This is a genomic window from Flavobacterium piscis, from assembly GCF_031457575.1.
Classification (GTDB): Bacteria; Bacteroidota; Bacteroidia; order Flavobacteriales; family Flavobacteriaceae; genus Flavobacterium; species Flavobacterium piscis_A.
The window spans coordinates 28,383-44,064 of sequence record NZ_JAVDWQ010000012.1; the positions used below are offsets into that span (position 1 = coordinate 28,383).

Sequence of the window (15,682 nt, forward strand, 5' to 3'; positions counted from 1 at the left end):
AATTTGCAGACATGAAAAATTCCTTAAAATATATAGCCTTGGTAATCATCGGAACATTAATAAGTTGCCGTGAGGAAGTTAAAAAACCGAAAGTAATTTATGATGCCGGTAATAAAGCAAAAGAAATTATTAAAACGGACTCAACCCAAATACAGGTGGCAGATTTGCCAATTCAGATGCAAGGAACTAATTATTTAATTCATCCTGTTGGAGATTTACGTGTTTTTGAAAAAGGAACAAAAGCACGTTATGGTTCATCAAGTGTAAATGATGTTAGTTTTACGATTTCAAATTTAGGAGAATTTGAAATTACGGGATATCTGCAGAATTTGAAATTCCAAAAGATAGATTCAGATTCGATTAAACCTTTATCTGATAAACCTGTTTTAATTCTGACTGCGACCTATTTAAAAATGCTTGCTAATAAGTCTTTAAATCAGATAATGGTTTACACACTAACAGATTCAGATACAAATAAAGATGGTAAAATTGATACCGGAGATATAAAAACACTGTATTTAAGTGATATTAGTGGAGAAAATTTCACTAAAGTTTCTGCAGATTTAGAGGAATTAGTCGATTGGAACCTAATCGAATCAAAAAATCGTTTATATTTCAGAACGATTGAGGATACCAATCAAAATGGGCAATTTGACAAAAACGATGTTTTGCATTATAACTACATTGATTTGACTGCTAAAAAATGGGATGTTAAAAGTTATAAGCCGATATAGTTTTTTTGTTATTTTGGACTTTTTGGGAGAAATCACCCAATATTCGACACTGTACGTCTCTTCTGTTTGTGTGACTTCTCCTTCGCTGAGGTGACAGATTGAGATGGGTTTACTTAAATCAAAATATCACTTTCCAGATCAGATTTTTCTATTTCAAAACCAAAATCCAGTCGTTCGACCAATTCGATTACCAATTTTTTATACCAGTTTTCTGATTTTGGATGAATGTATATTTTTTCAATCAGCTGATTAATATCAACATTGATTTTTAAACCATCGTTCAATTTTAGGGTGTTTCTTGAAGTGTCAGTAATAATACGGACTTCACGTTCATACTGAAAACTTTTTCGTTTAAATAAAAACGGAAAGAATAAGTCATCAAACGGAATGTATTCTTTTTTGTAGTCAATGTAATTCACTTCACCAATATACTGATCAAAATTATTTTCAGGCTTTAGGGCTTTCTGTAATCTTCCAATTGTAGACTGAATAGCTAATCCTTCACTATTTTGTGTAAAAATCTGCCACATGGCAAACGATTCATATTCATTGATATGCCAGCTGCTGACGGCAACTCTTTCACGATGAATTTTGTAATAATTTAAAAATTCAGGATTATCAATGGCAAGCTTTTTAATTTCTTCAAATGTGGGTTCGCTAAAGGTGCCTTCATATTGATCTTCAAACTTATCCGAACGGGACATGAACAATTTCTTAGACAGCAATAAATCAAGAAATTTTGACAGGTCTAAGTATTTCCAGACAATGGTATCCGGATCTTCAGGTAGCTTTATGTTTGGATTGTTAAGGTACATTTTTTATAAATTTAGGATTGTACTAAATAAAAAAGCCACAGATTATAAGGATTAAAATGATTTTAATTCATGTAGAAAAATAATCTGTGTTAATCTCTGCAATCTGTGGCTTAAACTATACTCTTTATTTACGATTCAAAAGATTGCATGGTTACAAGCTTATTGTAGGTTCCGTTATGTGCAATTAATTCGTCGTGCGTTCCCTGCTCTACAATTTTTCCTTTTTGCATAACCACAATTAAATCTGCTCTTTGAATGGTTGAAAGTCTGTGAGCAATCACAATTGATGTTCTGTTCTGCATCATATTCTCCAATGCAACCTGAACAAATTTCTCGCTTTCGGTATCCAATGCTGAAGTTGCTTCATCCAAAATCATGATCGGAGGATTTTTCAATACAGCACGCGCAATAGATAAACGTTGTTTCTGGCCTCCGGAAAGTTTGTTTCCGCTGTCGCCAATGTTAGTGTAAATGCCTAAAGGCAGTTCTTTTACAAATTCAAAAGCATTGGCTATTTTCAAAGCTTCAATAATTTCATCATCTGTAGCGTCTAATTTTCCTAACGAAATATTTGCTTTTATAGTATCATTAAACAAAATACTATCCTGAGTAACTAATCCCATTAAACCACGAAGCGATTGCAGGTTCATATCTTTGATGTTGATTCCATCAATCGAAATTATGCCGTCATTTACATCGTAAAAACGGGTTAATAAGTTTGCAATCGTACTTTTTCCACTTCCTGATTGTCCCACTAGAGCAACAGTTTGCCCTTTTTTAACCTGAAGAGAAAAATCTTTCAGGACTGTTTCATCTTCATATTTAAAATTAATGTTCTGAACGGTGATAGTATTGTCAAAAGTTATTTTTTCGACAGCATCAGGTTTGCTTGTAATAGGGTTATCCTGTTCCAGGATTTCCAAAACGCGTTCTGCTGCTGCGTTACCTCTTTTTACGCCATAAGAAGCTTTAGAGATTGCTTTTGCGGGTGTCAGAATATTGTAGGCAAGTCCCATATAAGCAATAAAAGAAGCCCCATCCAGACTTTTCTCAATCAAAACCATTTGTCCTCCATACCAAAGTAAAATCGCAATTACAGTGATCCCCATAAATTCGCTGGCGGGGGATGCCAGATTTTGCCGGTTGCCAATGCTATTTGATAAAGCGAAAAAACGTTCTGTAGAACTTTGGAAAACACTATTGAAATAATTTTCAGAGTTATAGCCTTTTACTACTTTAAGGCCTCCGATTGTTTCTTCAATTGTTGATAAAAAAGTACCTTGTTCCTGCTGTGCTTTACTGGATTGTTTTTTTAATTGTTTTCCAATTAATGAAATAATATACCCTGAAACCGGAATAAATACAAAAACAAAAAGGGTAAGCTTAACGCTAATAATCAACATGGCGCTAATGGTAAAAATAATAGTTAGAGGTTCTTTTACAATTAGTTCCAGAATAGCCAAAAAAGAAGTCTGAACTTCATTTACATCCGCAGAAATTCTTGAAATAACATCGCCTTTTCTTTTTTCAGAATAAAATGCTAAAGGAAGTTCAAGGGTTTTTTTGTACATCGCATTTCGCATATCCCTCAAAACACCATTTCTTAGAAATGTGATAAAAAACATGGCTAAATAGTCGAATAGATTTTTTAATAAAAATATCGAAATGATAATTCCAACCATAATCGAAAGCGTAAAATCTGGATTGTGATTATCTGCATTAGTCGTAATATAATAGCTTAAATAGTCTTCACCATATTTTTTTATCTCTGTAATGCCTTCATAGGCAGGAATGACGGTATTTCTTTTTGTCTTATCGAATAAAACCTGTATCATGGGGATTAACGCTATGAAAGAAAGGGTGCTGAAAAGCGCATACAAAACATTAAAAAAAATGTTTAAGTAGGCGTATTTTTTATACGGATATATAAAAGGAACTATTTTTTTGAAATTACTCATTTATTCTATGGATGTTATTTTCTGCTATAGCAATGGCTCTTTCGAGTTTTTCAAGCAATAATTTTTTTTCTGGTAATTGGGTTAAATATGCTGAAACTTTAATATGGTCATCATTGTCAAGCATCAAATAATTAATCTGTTCAGGCAACTTTTCACTACACAAAATTAATCCAATTGGTTTGTTTTCTCCTTACTTTTTGTTCGTTTTTCTCTAACCAACGCAAATATAATTCCATTTGACCTTTACATGATGCTTTAAACTTCCCTAGTTTTAAGTCAATGGCTACCAAACGACGTAAACCGCGATGGTAAAAAAAGCAAATTCATTGCCCATTTCAGTAATGAAATTTTGTAATTGAGCTAAAATGGAGCTTTCTAAATCTTTCGCAGAATAGCTGTCATGTAATCCTAAAAAATCTAAAAAGTAAGGATCACGAAAAGTCAGATCTGGACTAATTTGTTTTTCGCTTTTTAGTAAATTCAAGTCTTTAATAATTGTCTCTTCGGGTTTTTTGCTGATTGCAGTTCTTTCAAAAAGCATGCTGTCAATGCGTTCTTGTAAAGTTCTGACGCTCCAGTGCTCGTGAATACTCATTTGAATATAGAATTCACGTTTTATATAATCTTCAATATAAATTAGAGATTTAATATGAGACCAAGTCAATTTTGCACACACTGTGTGCAAAATTGTAAAGTCTTGTATTACAGAGTTTAACTTGATGAAGCTTTGTAGGTTTCTTTTGTTAAAACCTATTCCATATCTATTGGTTAGGGCATCGCTTAATGCAGGAATTGTTTTCTTTCCATAACCTGCTCTATCATTTTTTAGAATCTCATCATTGATGGTTTTTCCAATTTTCCAATACAAAAGCGTTAATTCCTGATTAACCGTTTTAGCAACAAAATGACAGGTATGATCTATTAATCCTATAATCGAATTTAATAGTTCAGACTGATCATTTGTTTCCGGTTTATCACTCATTATTTTTATTTCAATTGCATTCCTGCAATGATATTTTGTATTTTTTCGTCTAAGAAACTTTCCACGGCGTCAAAATTAGCAACCGAATCTAATTCTGCATTAACACTGATATAGAATTTAATTTTGGGCTCCGTTCCGCTTGGTCTTGCACAAATTTTCGAACCATCCTCAGTATAATAAATCAACACGTTCGATTTTGGGATATCCATTGTAGATTCTTCACCAGTCAATAAATTCAAAGCAATAGAGGATTGATAATCTTCAACCATAATTACTCTTTGTCCGCTGATTTCTTTCAAAGGATTTTCACGTAAATCAATCATCATCTGAGTGATTTCCTGCAAACCTTCTATTCCTTTTTTGGTTAACGAAACCAGGTATTCTTTATAGAAGCCATTTTCAACATAAAGCTGTAAAAGCTCTTTGTAAACACTGCTTCCGGCTGCTTTTGCCTGAGCGGCAACTTCGCATATTAATAAGGTAGCGGCAACCGCATCCTTATCCCTAACGGCGTCACCAACCATAAAACCAAAGCTTTCTTCTCCACCTCCAATAAATTGAAGTTCAGGAAAATCTTTTATCATTTTAGCAATCCATTTAAAGCCGGTCAAGCCAACTTTGCATTCTACACCGTAGCTGGTGGCCAATTCCATCATCATTGGAGTTGAAACAATAGTCGATCCAACGAATTGCTTTCCGTTAATTTTTCCGGCTTTTTTCCATTGCTTCAATAAGAAAGAAGTCATCAAAATCATAGCCTGATTCCCGTTAAGCAAAATCATTTTCCCGTTGTCGTTGCGAACAGCAACGCCTAAACGGTCACAATCAGGATCGGTTCCAACTACAATATCTGAATCTGTTTTGTCTGCCAAAGCTAAAGCCATGGCCAATGCTTCCGGTTCTTCCGGGTTTGGAGACTTTACTGTTGGAAAATCCCCATTCGGTTCAGCTTGTTCAGGAACAATATGGACGTTTTTGTAACCTGCCTGTGACAAAGTATCGGGAACAGATTTTATCGAAGTTCCGTGCAGCGAAGTAAAAACAATATGCAAATTGTCTTTAGCTTCAGCCGGAGTGTTAAAACTGGCATTTTCGACAGACGATTTCACAAAAGCCTTGTCAATTTCAGTATCAATATACTCAATCAGGCTTTCATTTGCATTGAACTTAATTTTATCATAATCTAAACTCTCAATTACTTTAATAATGGCAGCATCTTCCGGCGGGACAATTTGTCCGCCATCTTCCCAGTAGACTTTATATCCATTATATTCCGGTGGATTGTGCGAAGCGGTAAGAACAATTCCGCATTGACAGCCTAAATGTTTAAGTGCAAATGATAATTCCGGAGTTGGTCGTAAATCAGAAAATAAATAAACATGAATTCCATTTGCGGAGAAAACATCGGCAACAACCTTGGCCAAAGTATCACTGTTATGTCGACAATCATAAGCTATAACAACTTTTAAAGGCAGATTCGGAAAAACTTCATGTAAATAATCTGAAAGACCCTGAGTGCTTTTACCAAGTGTATATTTGTTAATCCGGTTGTTTCCAACACCCATAACACCACGCATTCCGCCAGTTCCAAATTCAAGGTTTTTATAAAAACTTTCCTCTAATTCCTTTGGTGAAGTCGTCATTAATTCCTTAACGGCTGCTTGTGTTTCTTTATCAAATGTAGGTGTTAACCACTCATTTACGGCATTTAAAATAGGAGTTGCAATATTCATAAATTATATGTTTTACAATTAAAGGTTAAAAAAATAATTGTGGTATTTAGGAGCTTTATCCTGCTGTCCGCTATATCTTTTTTAGCAGAAAAAGCTAAAAAAGGATGCCGCTTCCATCAGGGCTAGGGCTTTAGTATTAAAAATTAACTTCTCGGGATACCTTATAACGCTCTTCGTTGTTTTTAGTGCGAAGGATAATTTCGCCCAAAAATCCGGCAAGAAACAATTGAGTTCCTAAAATCATGGTTGTTAAAGCAATAAAAAACCACGGATTATTGGTAACGAGGCTGTATCGCATACCATTATACACATAGTACAGTTTTGAAGCTCCAATATAAATAGCAGATAAAAATCCGATAATAAACATTACCGAACCAATTGCTCCAAATAAGTGCATGGGTCTTTTTCCAAATCGAGACAAAAACCAAATGGTAATCAAATCCAGGAAACCGTTTATGAAACGTTCCATTCCAAATTTGGTTTCGCCGTATTTACGTGCCTGATGTATCACAATTTTTTCTCCGATTTTATTAAAACCGGCATTTTTTGCCAGAACCGGAATGTACCGGTGCATCTCTCCCGAAACTTCGATATTTTTTATAACCGTGTTTTTATACGCCTTTAATCCACAGTTAAAATCATTCAGTTCAACACCCGAAGTTTTTCTGGCTGCCCAGTTAAACAACTTAGAAGGCAGGTTTTTTGCCACAACAGAGTCGTAGCGTTTCTTTTTCCAGCCAGAAACCAAATCAAATTTCTGGGCAGTAATCATTTCGTACAATCCCGGAATTTCATCCGGGCTGTCTTGCAAATCGGCATCCATTGTAATAATGACATCGCCTTTGGCTTTTGCAAAACCGGCATGTAAAGCCTGTGATTTTCCAAAATTTTTCATGAACCGAATACCTTTTACATTTGAATTCTCATTCGAAAAACTTTCAATAATATTCCAGGAATCATCCGTACTTCCATCATCTACAAAAATGATTTCATAAGAGTAATTGTTGGATTGCATCACTTTAATAATCCACGAATAGAGTTCTTTCAGTGATTCCTCTTCATTCAGAAGCGGTATGAGTATAGATAAATTCATTTATTTTTTTATTCTTGAGTAGGTTTGCTTTTAAAAAAGGCTGCGAAAATTAATCCAAAAATTGAGCTAATTACTATTGCGAAAACAGAACCTTTTAATAATTCGATGGCAGAATATGGATTGCTTAATTTCATTTTATCAACAGTTTCATTGATAACCGAAGCAGGCGACCCAAATTTTTGCATCATTTCTACTGTATATTTGATTATTAATTCGCTTAAAGTATCTTTAGCGCCTGGATCAATAACGTTAAATAAAATAATATTAAAAAAAGTAGAAATCAGGATACCAATTACGGCTGCTATAAAATAAGTAGTAAAAGCTTCTTTGAAAGTAAAAATACCATTTAGTTCTCTCTTAGTTTTAGAAAGTAAAATGATGCTTATAGTTATACTTATGGCTATACCTATAAGTCCCATCCACCATGAAGTGAATAAACTTAAATCAACCGCATAGATTGTAGCAGTAATTAATGCTGATGCAATTCCAATCATTACACCATATGCAATTCCGTTCTTTTTTATAACTTCATTAATCATATTTTCTATGTGTTTAAAATTAATCCACAAATATAGCAATTCCCAATATATTCGAAGATAAAAAAGCTTTTTGAATTTAACTAAAAAAAAGTGAGTTAAACATTTGTATATTAAAAAAGAATTGTAAATTTGCAAACTCAAAATAATTAAAAGTTTTAAATAAAAAAGAGTATCCTTTGTTTACACCTTTTTTCTAACCATGAAAAAGCTTCAAAATAAAAATGCTCTAAACAATAAATAAAAGAAAAGATGAAAAAAGGAATCCACCCGGAAAATTACAGATTAGTTGCATTTAAAGACATGTCTAATGACGAAGTTTTTATTACTAAATCTACTGCAGATACAAAAGAAACAATTGAAGTTGACGGAGTTGAGTATCCAGTTGTAAAAATGGAGATTTCAAGAACATCTCACCCTTTTTATACTGGTAAATCTAAACTTATCGATACAGCAGGACGTATTGATAAATTTAAAACTAAATATGCAAAACACGCTAAATAATAGCTATTTTTACTTATATAAAGCCTTCCCAACCGGAAGGCTTTTTTTATGGACTTTCCTCAATTCCAAAGCGATTTAGTAAACGACACTTTTAATGAAACCCATAAAATATTTGTAACTTTGAACCTGATAACCAAATCAGGATTTTAACAAGTACCAAATTTTTTATTTATGAATTATATTCTTTTTGACGGCCCTGTCCGGAATGCTTTATTACCTTTTACTTTTACGAGACCGGTGGCTGATATTCTAATCGGGATTATGACGATTCGCCAAAAATGGGAAACGCGTTTGGGCTCCACTATAACTACAATTACTGAGGATTATCTTTCTAAAAAATTCCCAATGGTGGAATTAGAAGAAAATGTAATGATCAATGCTGCATATTTACCCAATGACACACTTGCTGAAATAGTTTCTAATCTAACAGTAAATCAGGCAATCTTTAAAGGAGATGATGTTATCGCTTTTTTTACGACCGAAAACCAGGAAGAAGTTGATTTTGATTTGTATGAAATCATTCAATATAACGAAGATGCTTTAACGGTTGAACACACCTGGGATATTTTTTCGAAAAACGACGCAGCTATTCGTGAAGATTTTAATTATTTAACAGAAGAAAGAAAATCACAGCCAATTCCAAAAAGCGTAAATGTTATAGCGCCTGAAAATATATTTATTGAAGAAGGTGCAAAATTAGAGTTCGTGACTTTAAACGCATCTACCGGGCCAATATATATAGGTAAAAATACCGAAATTATGGAAGGAACCGTAATTCGCGGGCCTTTTGCTTTATGCGAAAATGCGCAGGTAAAAATAAACGCTAAGGTCTACGGAGCTACAACCGTTGGGCCAGGATCAAGAATAGGAGGGGAGGTTAAAAATTCAGTTCTTTTTGCGAATTCAAACAAAGGGCATGACGGATTTTTAGGAGATTCCGTTTTGGGTGAATGGTGTAATATTGGTGCCGACAGCAACAACTCAAACCTGAAAAACAACTACGAAGAAGTAAAATTATGGAGTTATGAGATCGAAGGTTTTGCTAAAACCGGACTTCAGTTTTGTGGTTTAATGATGGGAGACCATAGCAAATGTGGAATCAATACGATGTTTAATACTGGAACAGTAGTGGGAGTGAGCGCTAATATTTTTGGGAGTGGTTTTCCACGAAATTTTGTTCCCAGTTTTTCATGGGGAGGTGCAGCCGGTTTTACGACATACATAACCAAAAAAGCTTTTGAAACAGCAAAGCTGGTAATGGGACGCAGAAATGTAGAATTTGATGAAACCGAGGCCGCTATTTTAGAGCACATTTTTGAAGAAACAAAAAAGTGGAGAAAAGATTAGAGGAAAAAACAATTAGATATGAGAATGCTTTAGGAAGTTTAAATTCTTAAAGCATTTTTATTTTTAGTAGGTTCTGTCGGTTCTCTCTGTCTGCAATTGTTATTTTTACGTCATATTTTTTTTCTTTTAAGAGATTTTGTTGCATTTTTGATAATAATAAATAAATTTATGGAAGAAGTTGTTGGGTTCTTAAATGGCATTATCTGGAGTAATGCTTTAATTGTTTTATGTCTGGGGGCAGGTCTTTATTTTTCATTGCGAACCCGATTTTTACAAGTACGACATTTTAAAGAAATGTTTCGTTTGTTATTTGATGGAAAAAGTTCAGAATCTGGAGTGTCTTCTTTTCAGGCCTTGTCTATGTCGTTAGCTGGCAGGGTAGGGACAGGAAATATAGCGGGTGTAGCAACTGCTATTGCGGTTGGCGGACCTGGTGCGTTATTGTGGATGTGGATAGTGGCTTTTTTAGGTGCAAGCACAGCTTTTGTAGAGGCAACTTTAGCTCAGATTTATAAAGAAGAGAATAAAGGGCTGCTTCGTGGAGGGCCAGCTTTTTATATAGAGAGAGGTTTGCGGGTAAAATGGTTTGCTGTTTTGTTTGCTGTAGTTTCAGCTGTTGCAATGGGGGTTTTATTGCCCGGAGTTCAGGCTAATTCTGTTGCTGAAGGAGTGCAAAATGCGTTTCAATTAGCTCCCTGGATTACAGGATTAGTGGTGTCAGTAATTTTTGCAGCTATCGTTTTTGGAGGTGTAAAACGTATCGCAAAATTCACAGAACTGGTTGTCCCTTTTATGGCAATAGGCTACATTATTGCTTCTGTTGTTATCATAGCGATTGATTTCAATAAATTGCCGGATGTTATCTCATTAATTTTTAAAAGTGCTTTTGGTCAGGAAGCCGGTTTTGGTGCGGTATTCGGTCTGGCCATTCAATGGGGAGTAAAAAGAGGAATTTATTCTAATGAAGCAGGACAGGGTTCTGCACCTCATATTGCAGCTGCTGCCAATGTTTCGCATCCTGCTAAGCAAGGTTTGGTTCAGGCTTTTTCTGTCTATGTTGACACACTCCTGGTTTGTAGTGCAACCGGATTCATGATATTAATTACGGGGACTTATAACGTACTAAATCCTGCTTTTGGGACAGGTAATGCTTCAAAATTCTTATATAAGGGAGTAAGCGATGTAACAGCAGGAGCTGGTTTTACCCAAAGTGCTATGGATAGTGTCTTTCCCGGATTTGGTTCTTATTTTGTAGCTGTTGCTTTGTTTTTCTTTGCTTTTACGACAATATTAGCCTATTATTATATTGCAGAAACAAATATTTCATATTTAACTAAAAATACAAAATCGCCAATTATGAACCATATTTTGCGCGTAGTAATGATTTTGGTGATTATTTACGGAAGTATCAATACCGCAAAAATAGCTTGGGAGATAGGAGATCTGGGAGTTGGATTAATGGCCTGGTTTAATATTATTGCTATTTTCTTATTACAAAAACCAGCATTGGCAGCTTTAAAAGATTATGAAAAACAGAAAAAAGAAGGTTTGGATCCTGTTTTTAATCCTGAGCATATTGGTGTTGACAATGCACCAATTTGGAACGAAATAAGGGAAGATGTAAAATCGTAATCTTTTAATTCGCTAAAAACTGAAACCGATAGAATTAATTTTTATCGGTTTTTTACTGCATGACAGATATTCTTCTAAACTATGTAATTATCTGATTGCCTAATTCTTTAATTAATCTATCTTTGCACCTTCAAAAAAAATACTTGCTGAGAATCTAAAAATCTAAGCAGTCTAAAATTTAAAAATCTAAATGATTACAGTTAACGATATTTCGGTTCAGTTTGGTGGAACTACATTATTCAGCGATGTTTCTTTTGCTATCAATGAAAATGATAAAATTGCCCTTATGGGTAAAAATGGTGCGGGAAAATCGACACTTCTAAAAATAATTGCCGGTCAAAGTAAACCTTCGACAGGTAGTATTTCTACACCAAAAGATGCTGTTGTGGCTTATTTGCCTCAGCATTTATTGACGAAAGACGGTTCTACTGTAATGGAGGAAGCGTCTAAGGCTTTTGGTGAAGTTTTTAAAATGAAAGCGGAGATTGATGAAATCAATGAGCAACTTACTATTCGCACGGATTATGAAAGTGATGCTTATATGAAACTGATTGAAAGAGTTTCTGATTTAAGCGAGAAATATTATGCGATTGAAGAAGTAAATTACGAAGCTGAAGTTGAAAAAATTTTAGTTGGATTGGGTTTTGAGCGTGAAGATTTTATACGCCAGACTTCTGAATTTTCAGGAGGATGGAGGATGCGTATTGAGCTTGCTAAAATTTTATTACAAAAACCAGATTTAATTTTACTGGATGAGCCAACCAACCACATGGATATTGAAAGCATTCAGTGGTTAGAAGATTTTTTAATTAACCAGGCAAAAGCAGTTGTGGTTATTTCACATGACAGGGCGTTTGTAGATAATATTACCAATCGTACCATCGAGGTTACAATGGGAAGAATTTACGACTACAAAGCCAAATATTCTCATTATTTAGAACTTAGAAAAGATCGTCGTGTACATCAGCAAAAAGCATATGATGAGCAGCAAAAAATGATAGCTGACAACAGGACTTTTATTGATCGTTTTAAAGGAACGTTTTCTAAAACAGATGCAGTTCAGTCACGTGTTAAGATGCTCGAAAAGTTGGTTATTGTACAGGTTGATGAAGTTGATAATTCAGCATTAAAATTAAAATTCCCGCCGGCAGCGCGTTCAGGACAATACCCTGTTGTGGTAAAAGATCTTTCTAAATCATACGGTGATCATGTTGTTTTTAAAGATGCCAATATTGTGATCGAAAGAGGTCAGAAAGTAGCTTTTGTTGGAAAAAATGGTGAAGGAAAATCGACTATGATCAAGGCGATCATGAAAGAAATTGGCATTGATGAAGGAAGTGTAGAGATTGGTCATAATTCTCAAATTGGCTATTTTGCACAGAACCAGGCTTCATTGTTAGATGAAAATGCTACTATTTTTGAAACTATTGATAATATTGCTGTTGGAGACGTTAGAACTCAGATTAAAAATATTTTGGGGGCGTTTATGTTTCAGGGTGATGATATTACCAAAAAAGTAAAAGTGCTTTCCGGAGGTGAAAAAACACGTTTGGCTATGATAAAATTATTGCTGGAGCCTGTTAATTTGTTAATTCTGGATGAGCCTTCGAATCATTTAGATATGAAGACTAAAGACATCATTAAAGATGCGTTGCGCGATTTCGACGGCACCTTAATTTTGGTTTCTCATGACCGTGATTTCCTTGACGGATTGGCGACTAAGGTTTTTGAATTTGGAAACAAACGTGTAAAAGAGCATTTTGAAGATGTGGCTGGATTCTTGGCACATAAGAAAATGGATTCAATGAAGGAAATCGAAAAATAACTTTCAAAGTATATCAGTTCAAAAAAAGCACAAGTTGATTCGAGGGTACTGAAAAAGTAGATGTTTATCAAAAGAGGCTGTTTTCTATATTGAAAACAGCCTCTTTTTTTTGTAGTACTCGCTCGGATAGGAGATGGAGAGTACTTTCGTACAGACGAATCTTAGATCTCCCATTTTATTTTTTTTAAAACTGCCTTTTGATTTTAGAGGACTTTTTCAGTGCTCACGTTGATTCTTGTGTTTTTTTTTGAAATTATAAGCGAATTCCGGGAGGAAGTAATTCTTTGTAAACTGGGTTTTTTTTGAAAAAAACTACAATTTTAGGATGAATTGGAACGACTTTTAACTTTTTTTCAATTGATAATTCCATGATTTTTTTTAGCATATCAGATACCAATTCATCATCCTGAAAGGAATCCGGAGTGTTGATTTTGGTTAAAAAAATCTTCTTTTCCTGAAATGAATATTCAATTGTTACCAGTCCAGTTGGTGATGAGGTTTCAAATTGTCGGGCAAAAGCATTGTCTTTGATTTCCATAATAGAATCGGTCTAAGATTATTTATTTAGGTGGTATTTGAAAAAAAAGAATTAACGTGAAAATGTGTAATTCTGACTACAAAGGTAATCAATTGATTTTCAATATTGAATTATTTCGGAATATCAGATTAACCCTGTTTTTAGATAGTAGTGACGATGTAAAAAATAATGCTAATATGACTTGTGAAACTTTACCGCATTTCATTAAAAAAAAAGTAATTTTAGGGACGAATTAATTTTAAAATTATATGGATAGAATTCCCGTGTATTTTATGCCTGGTCTGGCTGCAAGTCCTTCAATTTTTGAACGAATTGTTCTGGATGAATCGGTTTTTGAAATTTGCCTGCTGGAGTGGGAAGTTCCTCTTAAAAAAGAATCCTTATCAGATTATGCCCTTCGGATAACTAAAAAAATAAAACATCAAAATCCTGTTTTGATAGGAGTTTCTTTCGGGGGAATTTTGGTACAGGAAATGTCTAAGCATATTAAAGCGAGAAAGGTTATTGTTATTTCGAGTGTCAGGTGTAATGCCGAATTTCCCCGTAGAATGAAAATCGGGAAAACAACCAAGATTTATAAGCTGATTCCGATGAAATTATTGCTGAATATTGAAAATTTAGCCAAGTTTTCCTTTGGTGAAAAAATCAATAAACGTATTCAATTATATGAAAAGTTTCTTGCCATGCGTGATATCGATTATTTGCAATGGGCAGTTGAAACGGTGATTTTATGGGACAGATACGAAATTGATGAAAATGTAATTCATATTCATGGTGATCAGGATGATATTTTTCCTATAAAATATATTAAGAAATGTATAGTGGTAAAAGGAGGAACCCATATTATGATTCTGAATAAATACAAATGGCTGAATGAGAATTTGCCTTCGATTATTTTAGATTAGGAACTTTTAAAGAACTTTCAATTTTTTAAATTCCAGATTCCAATGGTGCAAGCTGTAAATCTTTTTTCGAAGTTTAAACTTCAATATAGATCTGCTGCGAGTATATTCTCTGTTCAATCACGTCATTTCGTCGTCAAAAAAACTAAAGGCTCAACTCTAAATTAAAAAATCCCAAACTCTTTTGAAATTTGGGATTAAATATTGGAATTAAAAAAAAATCATTAGATTTTCTTCATTTGCTCTTTCATCATCGTGATCTGTTCTTTCAGCATTCCTTGCTTGTCTAGCTTTTTAGCTTCATTTAATAAATTAGTTGCTTCCAGTTTTCTTCTGCGTGACATGGCAACTCCGGCAAGGTTTAATTTTGCTACAGCTAAATCCATATCCATTGATAAGCCAAGTTCGATTGCTTTTTTGAAATGTTTTTCGGCCTGGTTGATATTAGTCTGTGATAACATGATTCCGTGTAGGTAATTAAAATATCCTTGTTGTTTTCTTACTAATGCCGTTTCAGGTTTTTTAATGTATGCCAGCCATTTTTTAGCTCCTTCGAAGTCTTGTTTTCTTAATTTAAGGAAAGCCAAAAGGATAAATTCGTTTTTGAAGTAAAGAAAAATCGGAATTGCAGTTAGTAAAATAAGGAAAATTCCATTCCCGATATTACTTTCTGTAAATTGCCAAATGCCAGCGACTACAAGAAGTCCGGCTAAAATAAGTTTAATATTTTTGTGAAACATAATAGGTGTATATTTGTAACTGCAAATATAGTAAAATGAATTAAAAATATTTTTATTAAAGTACTTGCCAGAAAAAAAAGTCTTTGTATATTTGCACTCGGTTTTAGAATAACGATATTCAAAAACTAAAAGAAGAAAATAGATACCATTTTAAAGATACAAAGCAATGAGCAAAAGAACGTTTCAACCATCGAAAAGAAAAAGAAGAAATAAGCACGGATTTATGGACAGAATGGCTTCTGCGAATGGAAGAAAAGTTCTAGCGCGTAGAAGAGCTAAAGGAAGACATAAATTGACTGTTTCTAGCGAACCTAGACACAAAAAATAATGTTTCTATAAACAT

15 protein-coding genes and 1 pseudogene are annotated in these 15,682 nt (G+C 34.0%); 7 read left to right on the forward strand and 9 right to left on the reverse strand.

Annotation, left to right across the window (positions count from 1 at the left end):
* Positions 1-11: 11 nt before the first annotated feature.
* On the forward strand, positions 12-734 hold the full coding sequence (locus J2W48_RS16225; RefSeq protein ID WP_310282709.1) for a CREC-EF hand family protein: 723 nt from the start codon (positions 12-14) through the stop codon (positions 732-734).
* A gap of 113 nt (positions 735-847) precedes the next feature.
* Here the strand turns inward: J2W48_RS16225 and J2W48_RS16230 are convergent, their stop codons facing one another.
* From J2W48_RS16230 to J2W48_RS16260, 7 genes and pseudogenes are all read right to left on the reverse strand, one after another.
* Complete coding sequence (locus tag J2W48_RS16230) at positions 848-1,549, reverse strand: DUF2971 domain-containing protein (RefSeq protein WP_310282711.1); 702 nt, start codon at positions 1,547-1,549, stop codon at positions 848-850.
* Positions 1,550-1,677: 128 nt separating this feature from the next.
* Positions 1,678-3,507: an ABC transporter ATP-binding protein gene (locus J2W48_RS16235; protein ID WP_310282713.1), complete on the reverse strand. Its 1,830-nt coding sequence runs from the start codon at positions 3,505-3,507 to the stop codon at positions 1,678-1,680.
* Complete coding sequence (locus tag J2W48_RS16240; RefSeq protein ID WP_310282716.1) at positions 3,500-3,655, reverse strand: hypothetical protein; 156 nt, start codon at positions 3,653-3,655, stop codon at positions 3,500-3,502. Before J2W48_RS16240 ends, J2W48_RS16235 begins: the two co-directional genes overlap by 8 nt.
* A 7-nt stretch (positions 3,656-3,662) precedes the next feature.
* Positions 3,663-4,489, reverse strand: a pseudogene (locus tag J2W48_RS16245) (PDDEXK nuclease domain-containing protein).
* 5 nt (positions 4,490-4,494) lie between these two features.
* Positions 4,495-6,222 carry a phospho-sugar mutase gene (locus J2W48_RS16250; RefSeq protein WP_310282717.1) on the reverse strand — a complete coding sequence of 576 codons (1,728 nt, stop codon included), beginning with the start codon at positions 6,220-6,222 and terminating at the stop codon, positions 4,495-4,497.
* A 136-nt stretch (positions 6,223-6,358) separates the two neighbouring features.
* Entirely contained in the window at positions 6,359-7,315 is a 957-nt protein-coding gene (locus J2W48_RS16255) for a glycosyltransferase family 2 protein (protein WP_310282719.1), read from the reverse strand.
* 8 nt (positions 7,316-7,323) lie between these two features.
* Positions 7,324-7,854, reverse strand: a complete 531-nt coding sequence (locus J2W48_RS16260) for a DUF4199 domain-containing protein (protein ID WP_310282720.1) — start codon at positions 7,852-7,854, stop codon at positions 7,324-7,326.
* 249 nt (positions 7,855-8,103) lie between these two features.
* Between J2W48_RS16260 and J2W48_RS16265 the strand changes: the two genes are divergently transcribed.
* The 4 genes from J2W48_RS16265 to J2W48_RS16280 all read left to right on the forward strand — a co-directional run bounded on the left by J2W48_RS16265 (position 8,104) and on the right by J2W48_RS16280 (position 13,159).
* A complete protein-coding gene (locus tag J2W48_RS16265) occupies positions 8,104-8,355 on the forward strand; it encodes a type B 50S ribosomal protein L31 (protein WP_310282721.1) in 252 nt (83 codons plus the stop codon).
* A 171-nt stretch (positions 8,356-8,526) separates the two neighbouring features.
* Positions 8,527-9,702, forward strand: coding sequence for a GlmU family protein (locus tag J2W48_RS16270; RefSeq protein WP_310282722.1), 1,176 nt, complete (start codon positions 8,527-8,529; stop codon positions 9,700-9,702).
* 168 nt (positions 9,703-9,870) lie between these two features.
* A complete protein-coding gene (locus J2W48_RS16275; RefSeq protein WP_310282723.1) occupies positions 9,871-11,334 on the forward strand; it encodes an alanine/glycine:cation symporter family protein in 1,464 nt (487 codons plus the stop codon).
* A 190-nt stretch (positions 11,335-11,524) separates the two neighbouring features.
* Positions 11,525-13,159, forward strand: coding sequence for an ABC-F family ATP-binding cassette domain-containing protein (locus J2W48_RS16280; RefSeq protein ID WP_310282724.1), 1,635 nt, complete (start codon positions 11,525-11,527; stop codon positions 13,157-13,159).
* A 253-nt stretch (positions 13,160-13,412) separates the two neighbouring features.
* Here J2W48_RS16280 and J2W48_RS16285 read toward each other — a convergent pair whose 3' ends face one another.
* On the reverse strand, positions 13,413-13,697 hold the full coding sequence (locus J2W48_RS16285; RefSeq protein WP_310282725.1) for a GNAT family N-acetyltransferase: 285 nt from the start codon (positions 13,695-13,697) through the stop codon (positions 13,413-13,415).
* 248 nt (positions 13,698-13,945) lie between these two features.
* Here J2W48_RS16285 and J2W48_RS16290 point away from each other — a divergent pair, with 248 nt between their 5' ends.
* Positions 13,946-14,602 (forward strand): alpha/beta hydrolase, encoded by a 657-nt coding sequence (locus tag J2W48_RS16290; RefSeq protein ID WP_310282726.1) that lies wholly within the window; start codon positions 13,946-13,948, stop codon positions 14,600-14,602.
* Between the two features lie 221 nt (positions 14,603-14,823).
* Here J2W48_RS16290 and J2W48_RS16295 read toward each other — a convergent pair whose 3' ends face one another.
* On the reverse strand, positions 14,824-15,339 hold the full coding sequence (locus J2W48_RS16295; protein WP_310282727.1) for a DUF2892 domain-containing protein: 516 nt from the start codon (positions 15,337-15,339) through the stop codon (positions 14,824-14,826).
* A gap of 166 nt (positions 15,340-15,505) precedes the next feature.
* On the opposite strand from J2W48_RS16295, the gene rpmH reads away from it, so the two are divergent.
* The gene (gene rpmH, locus J2W48_RS16300; RefSeq protein WP_008464848.1) at positions 15,506-15,667 is read left to right on the forward strand and encodes a 50S ribosomal protein L34; all 162 of its coding nucleotides are present in this window, start codon (positions 15,506-15,508) and stop codon (positions 15,665-15,667) included.
* Positions 15,668-15,682 lie beyond the last annotated feature (15 nt).

Coding starts and splice junctions, on each gene's coding strand:
- J2W48_RS16285 (WP_310282725.1), bottom strand. CDS start 13,697: ATGGAAATCAAAGACAATGCTTTTGCCCGACAATTTGAAACCTCATCA.
- J2W48_RS16230 (WP_310282711.1), bottom strand. CDS start 1,549: ATGTACCTTAACAATCCAAACATAAAGCTACCTGAAGATCCGGATACC.
- J2W48_RS16260 (WP_310282720.1), bottom strand. CDS start 7,854: ATGATTAATGAAGTTATAAAAAAGAACGGAATTGCATATGGTGTAATG.
- J2W48_RS16275 (WP_310282723.1), top strand. CDS start 9,871: ATGGAAGAAGTTGTTGGGTTCTTAAATGGCATTATCTGGAGTAATGCT.
- J2W48_RS16270 (WP_310282722.1), top strand. CDS start 8,527: ATGAATTATATTCTTTTTGACGGCCCTGTCCGGAATGCTTTATTACCT.
- J2W48_RS16295 (WP_310282727.1), bottom strand. CDS start 15,339: ATGTTTCACAAAAATATTAAACTTATTTTAGCCGGACTTCTTGTAGTC.
- J2W48_RS16290 (WP_310282726.1), top strand. CDS start 13,946: ATGGATAGAATTCCCGTGTATTTTATGCCTGGTCTGGCTGCAAGTCCT.
- rpmH (WP_008464848.1), top strand. CDS start 15,506: ATGAGCAAAAGAACGTTTCAACCATCGAAAAGAAAAAGAAGAAATAAG.
- J2W48_RS16280 (WP_310282724.1), top strand. CDS start 11,525: ATGATTACAGTTAACGATATTTCGGTTCAGTTTGGTGGAACTACATTA.
- J2W48_RS16225 (WP_310282709.1), top strand. CDS start 12: ATGAAAAATTCCTTAAAATATATAGCCTTGGTAATCATCGGAACATTA.
- J2W48_RS16235 (WP_310282713.1), bottom strand. CDS start 3,507: ATGAGTAATTTCAAAAAAATAGTTCCTTTTATATATCCGTATAAAAAA.
- J2W48_RS16265 (WP_310282721.1), top strand. CDS start 8,104: ATGAAAAAAGGAATCCACCCGGAAAATTACAGATTAGTTGCATTTAAA.
- J2W48_RS16250 (WP_310282717.1), bottom strand. CDS start 6,222: ATGAATATTGCAACTCCTATTTTAAATGCCGTAAATGAGTGGTTAACA.
- J2W48_RS16255 (WP_310282719.1), bottom strand. CDS start 7,315: ATGAATTTATCTATACTCATACCGCTTCTGAATGAAGAGGAATCACTG.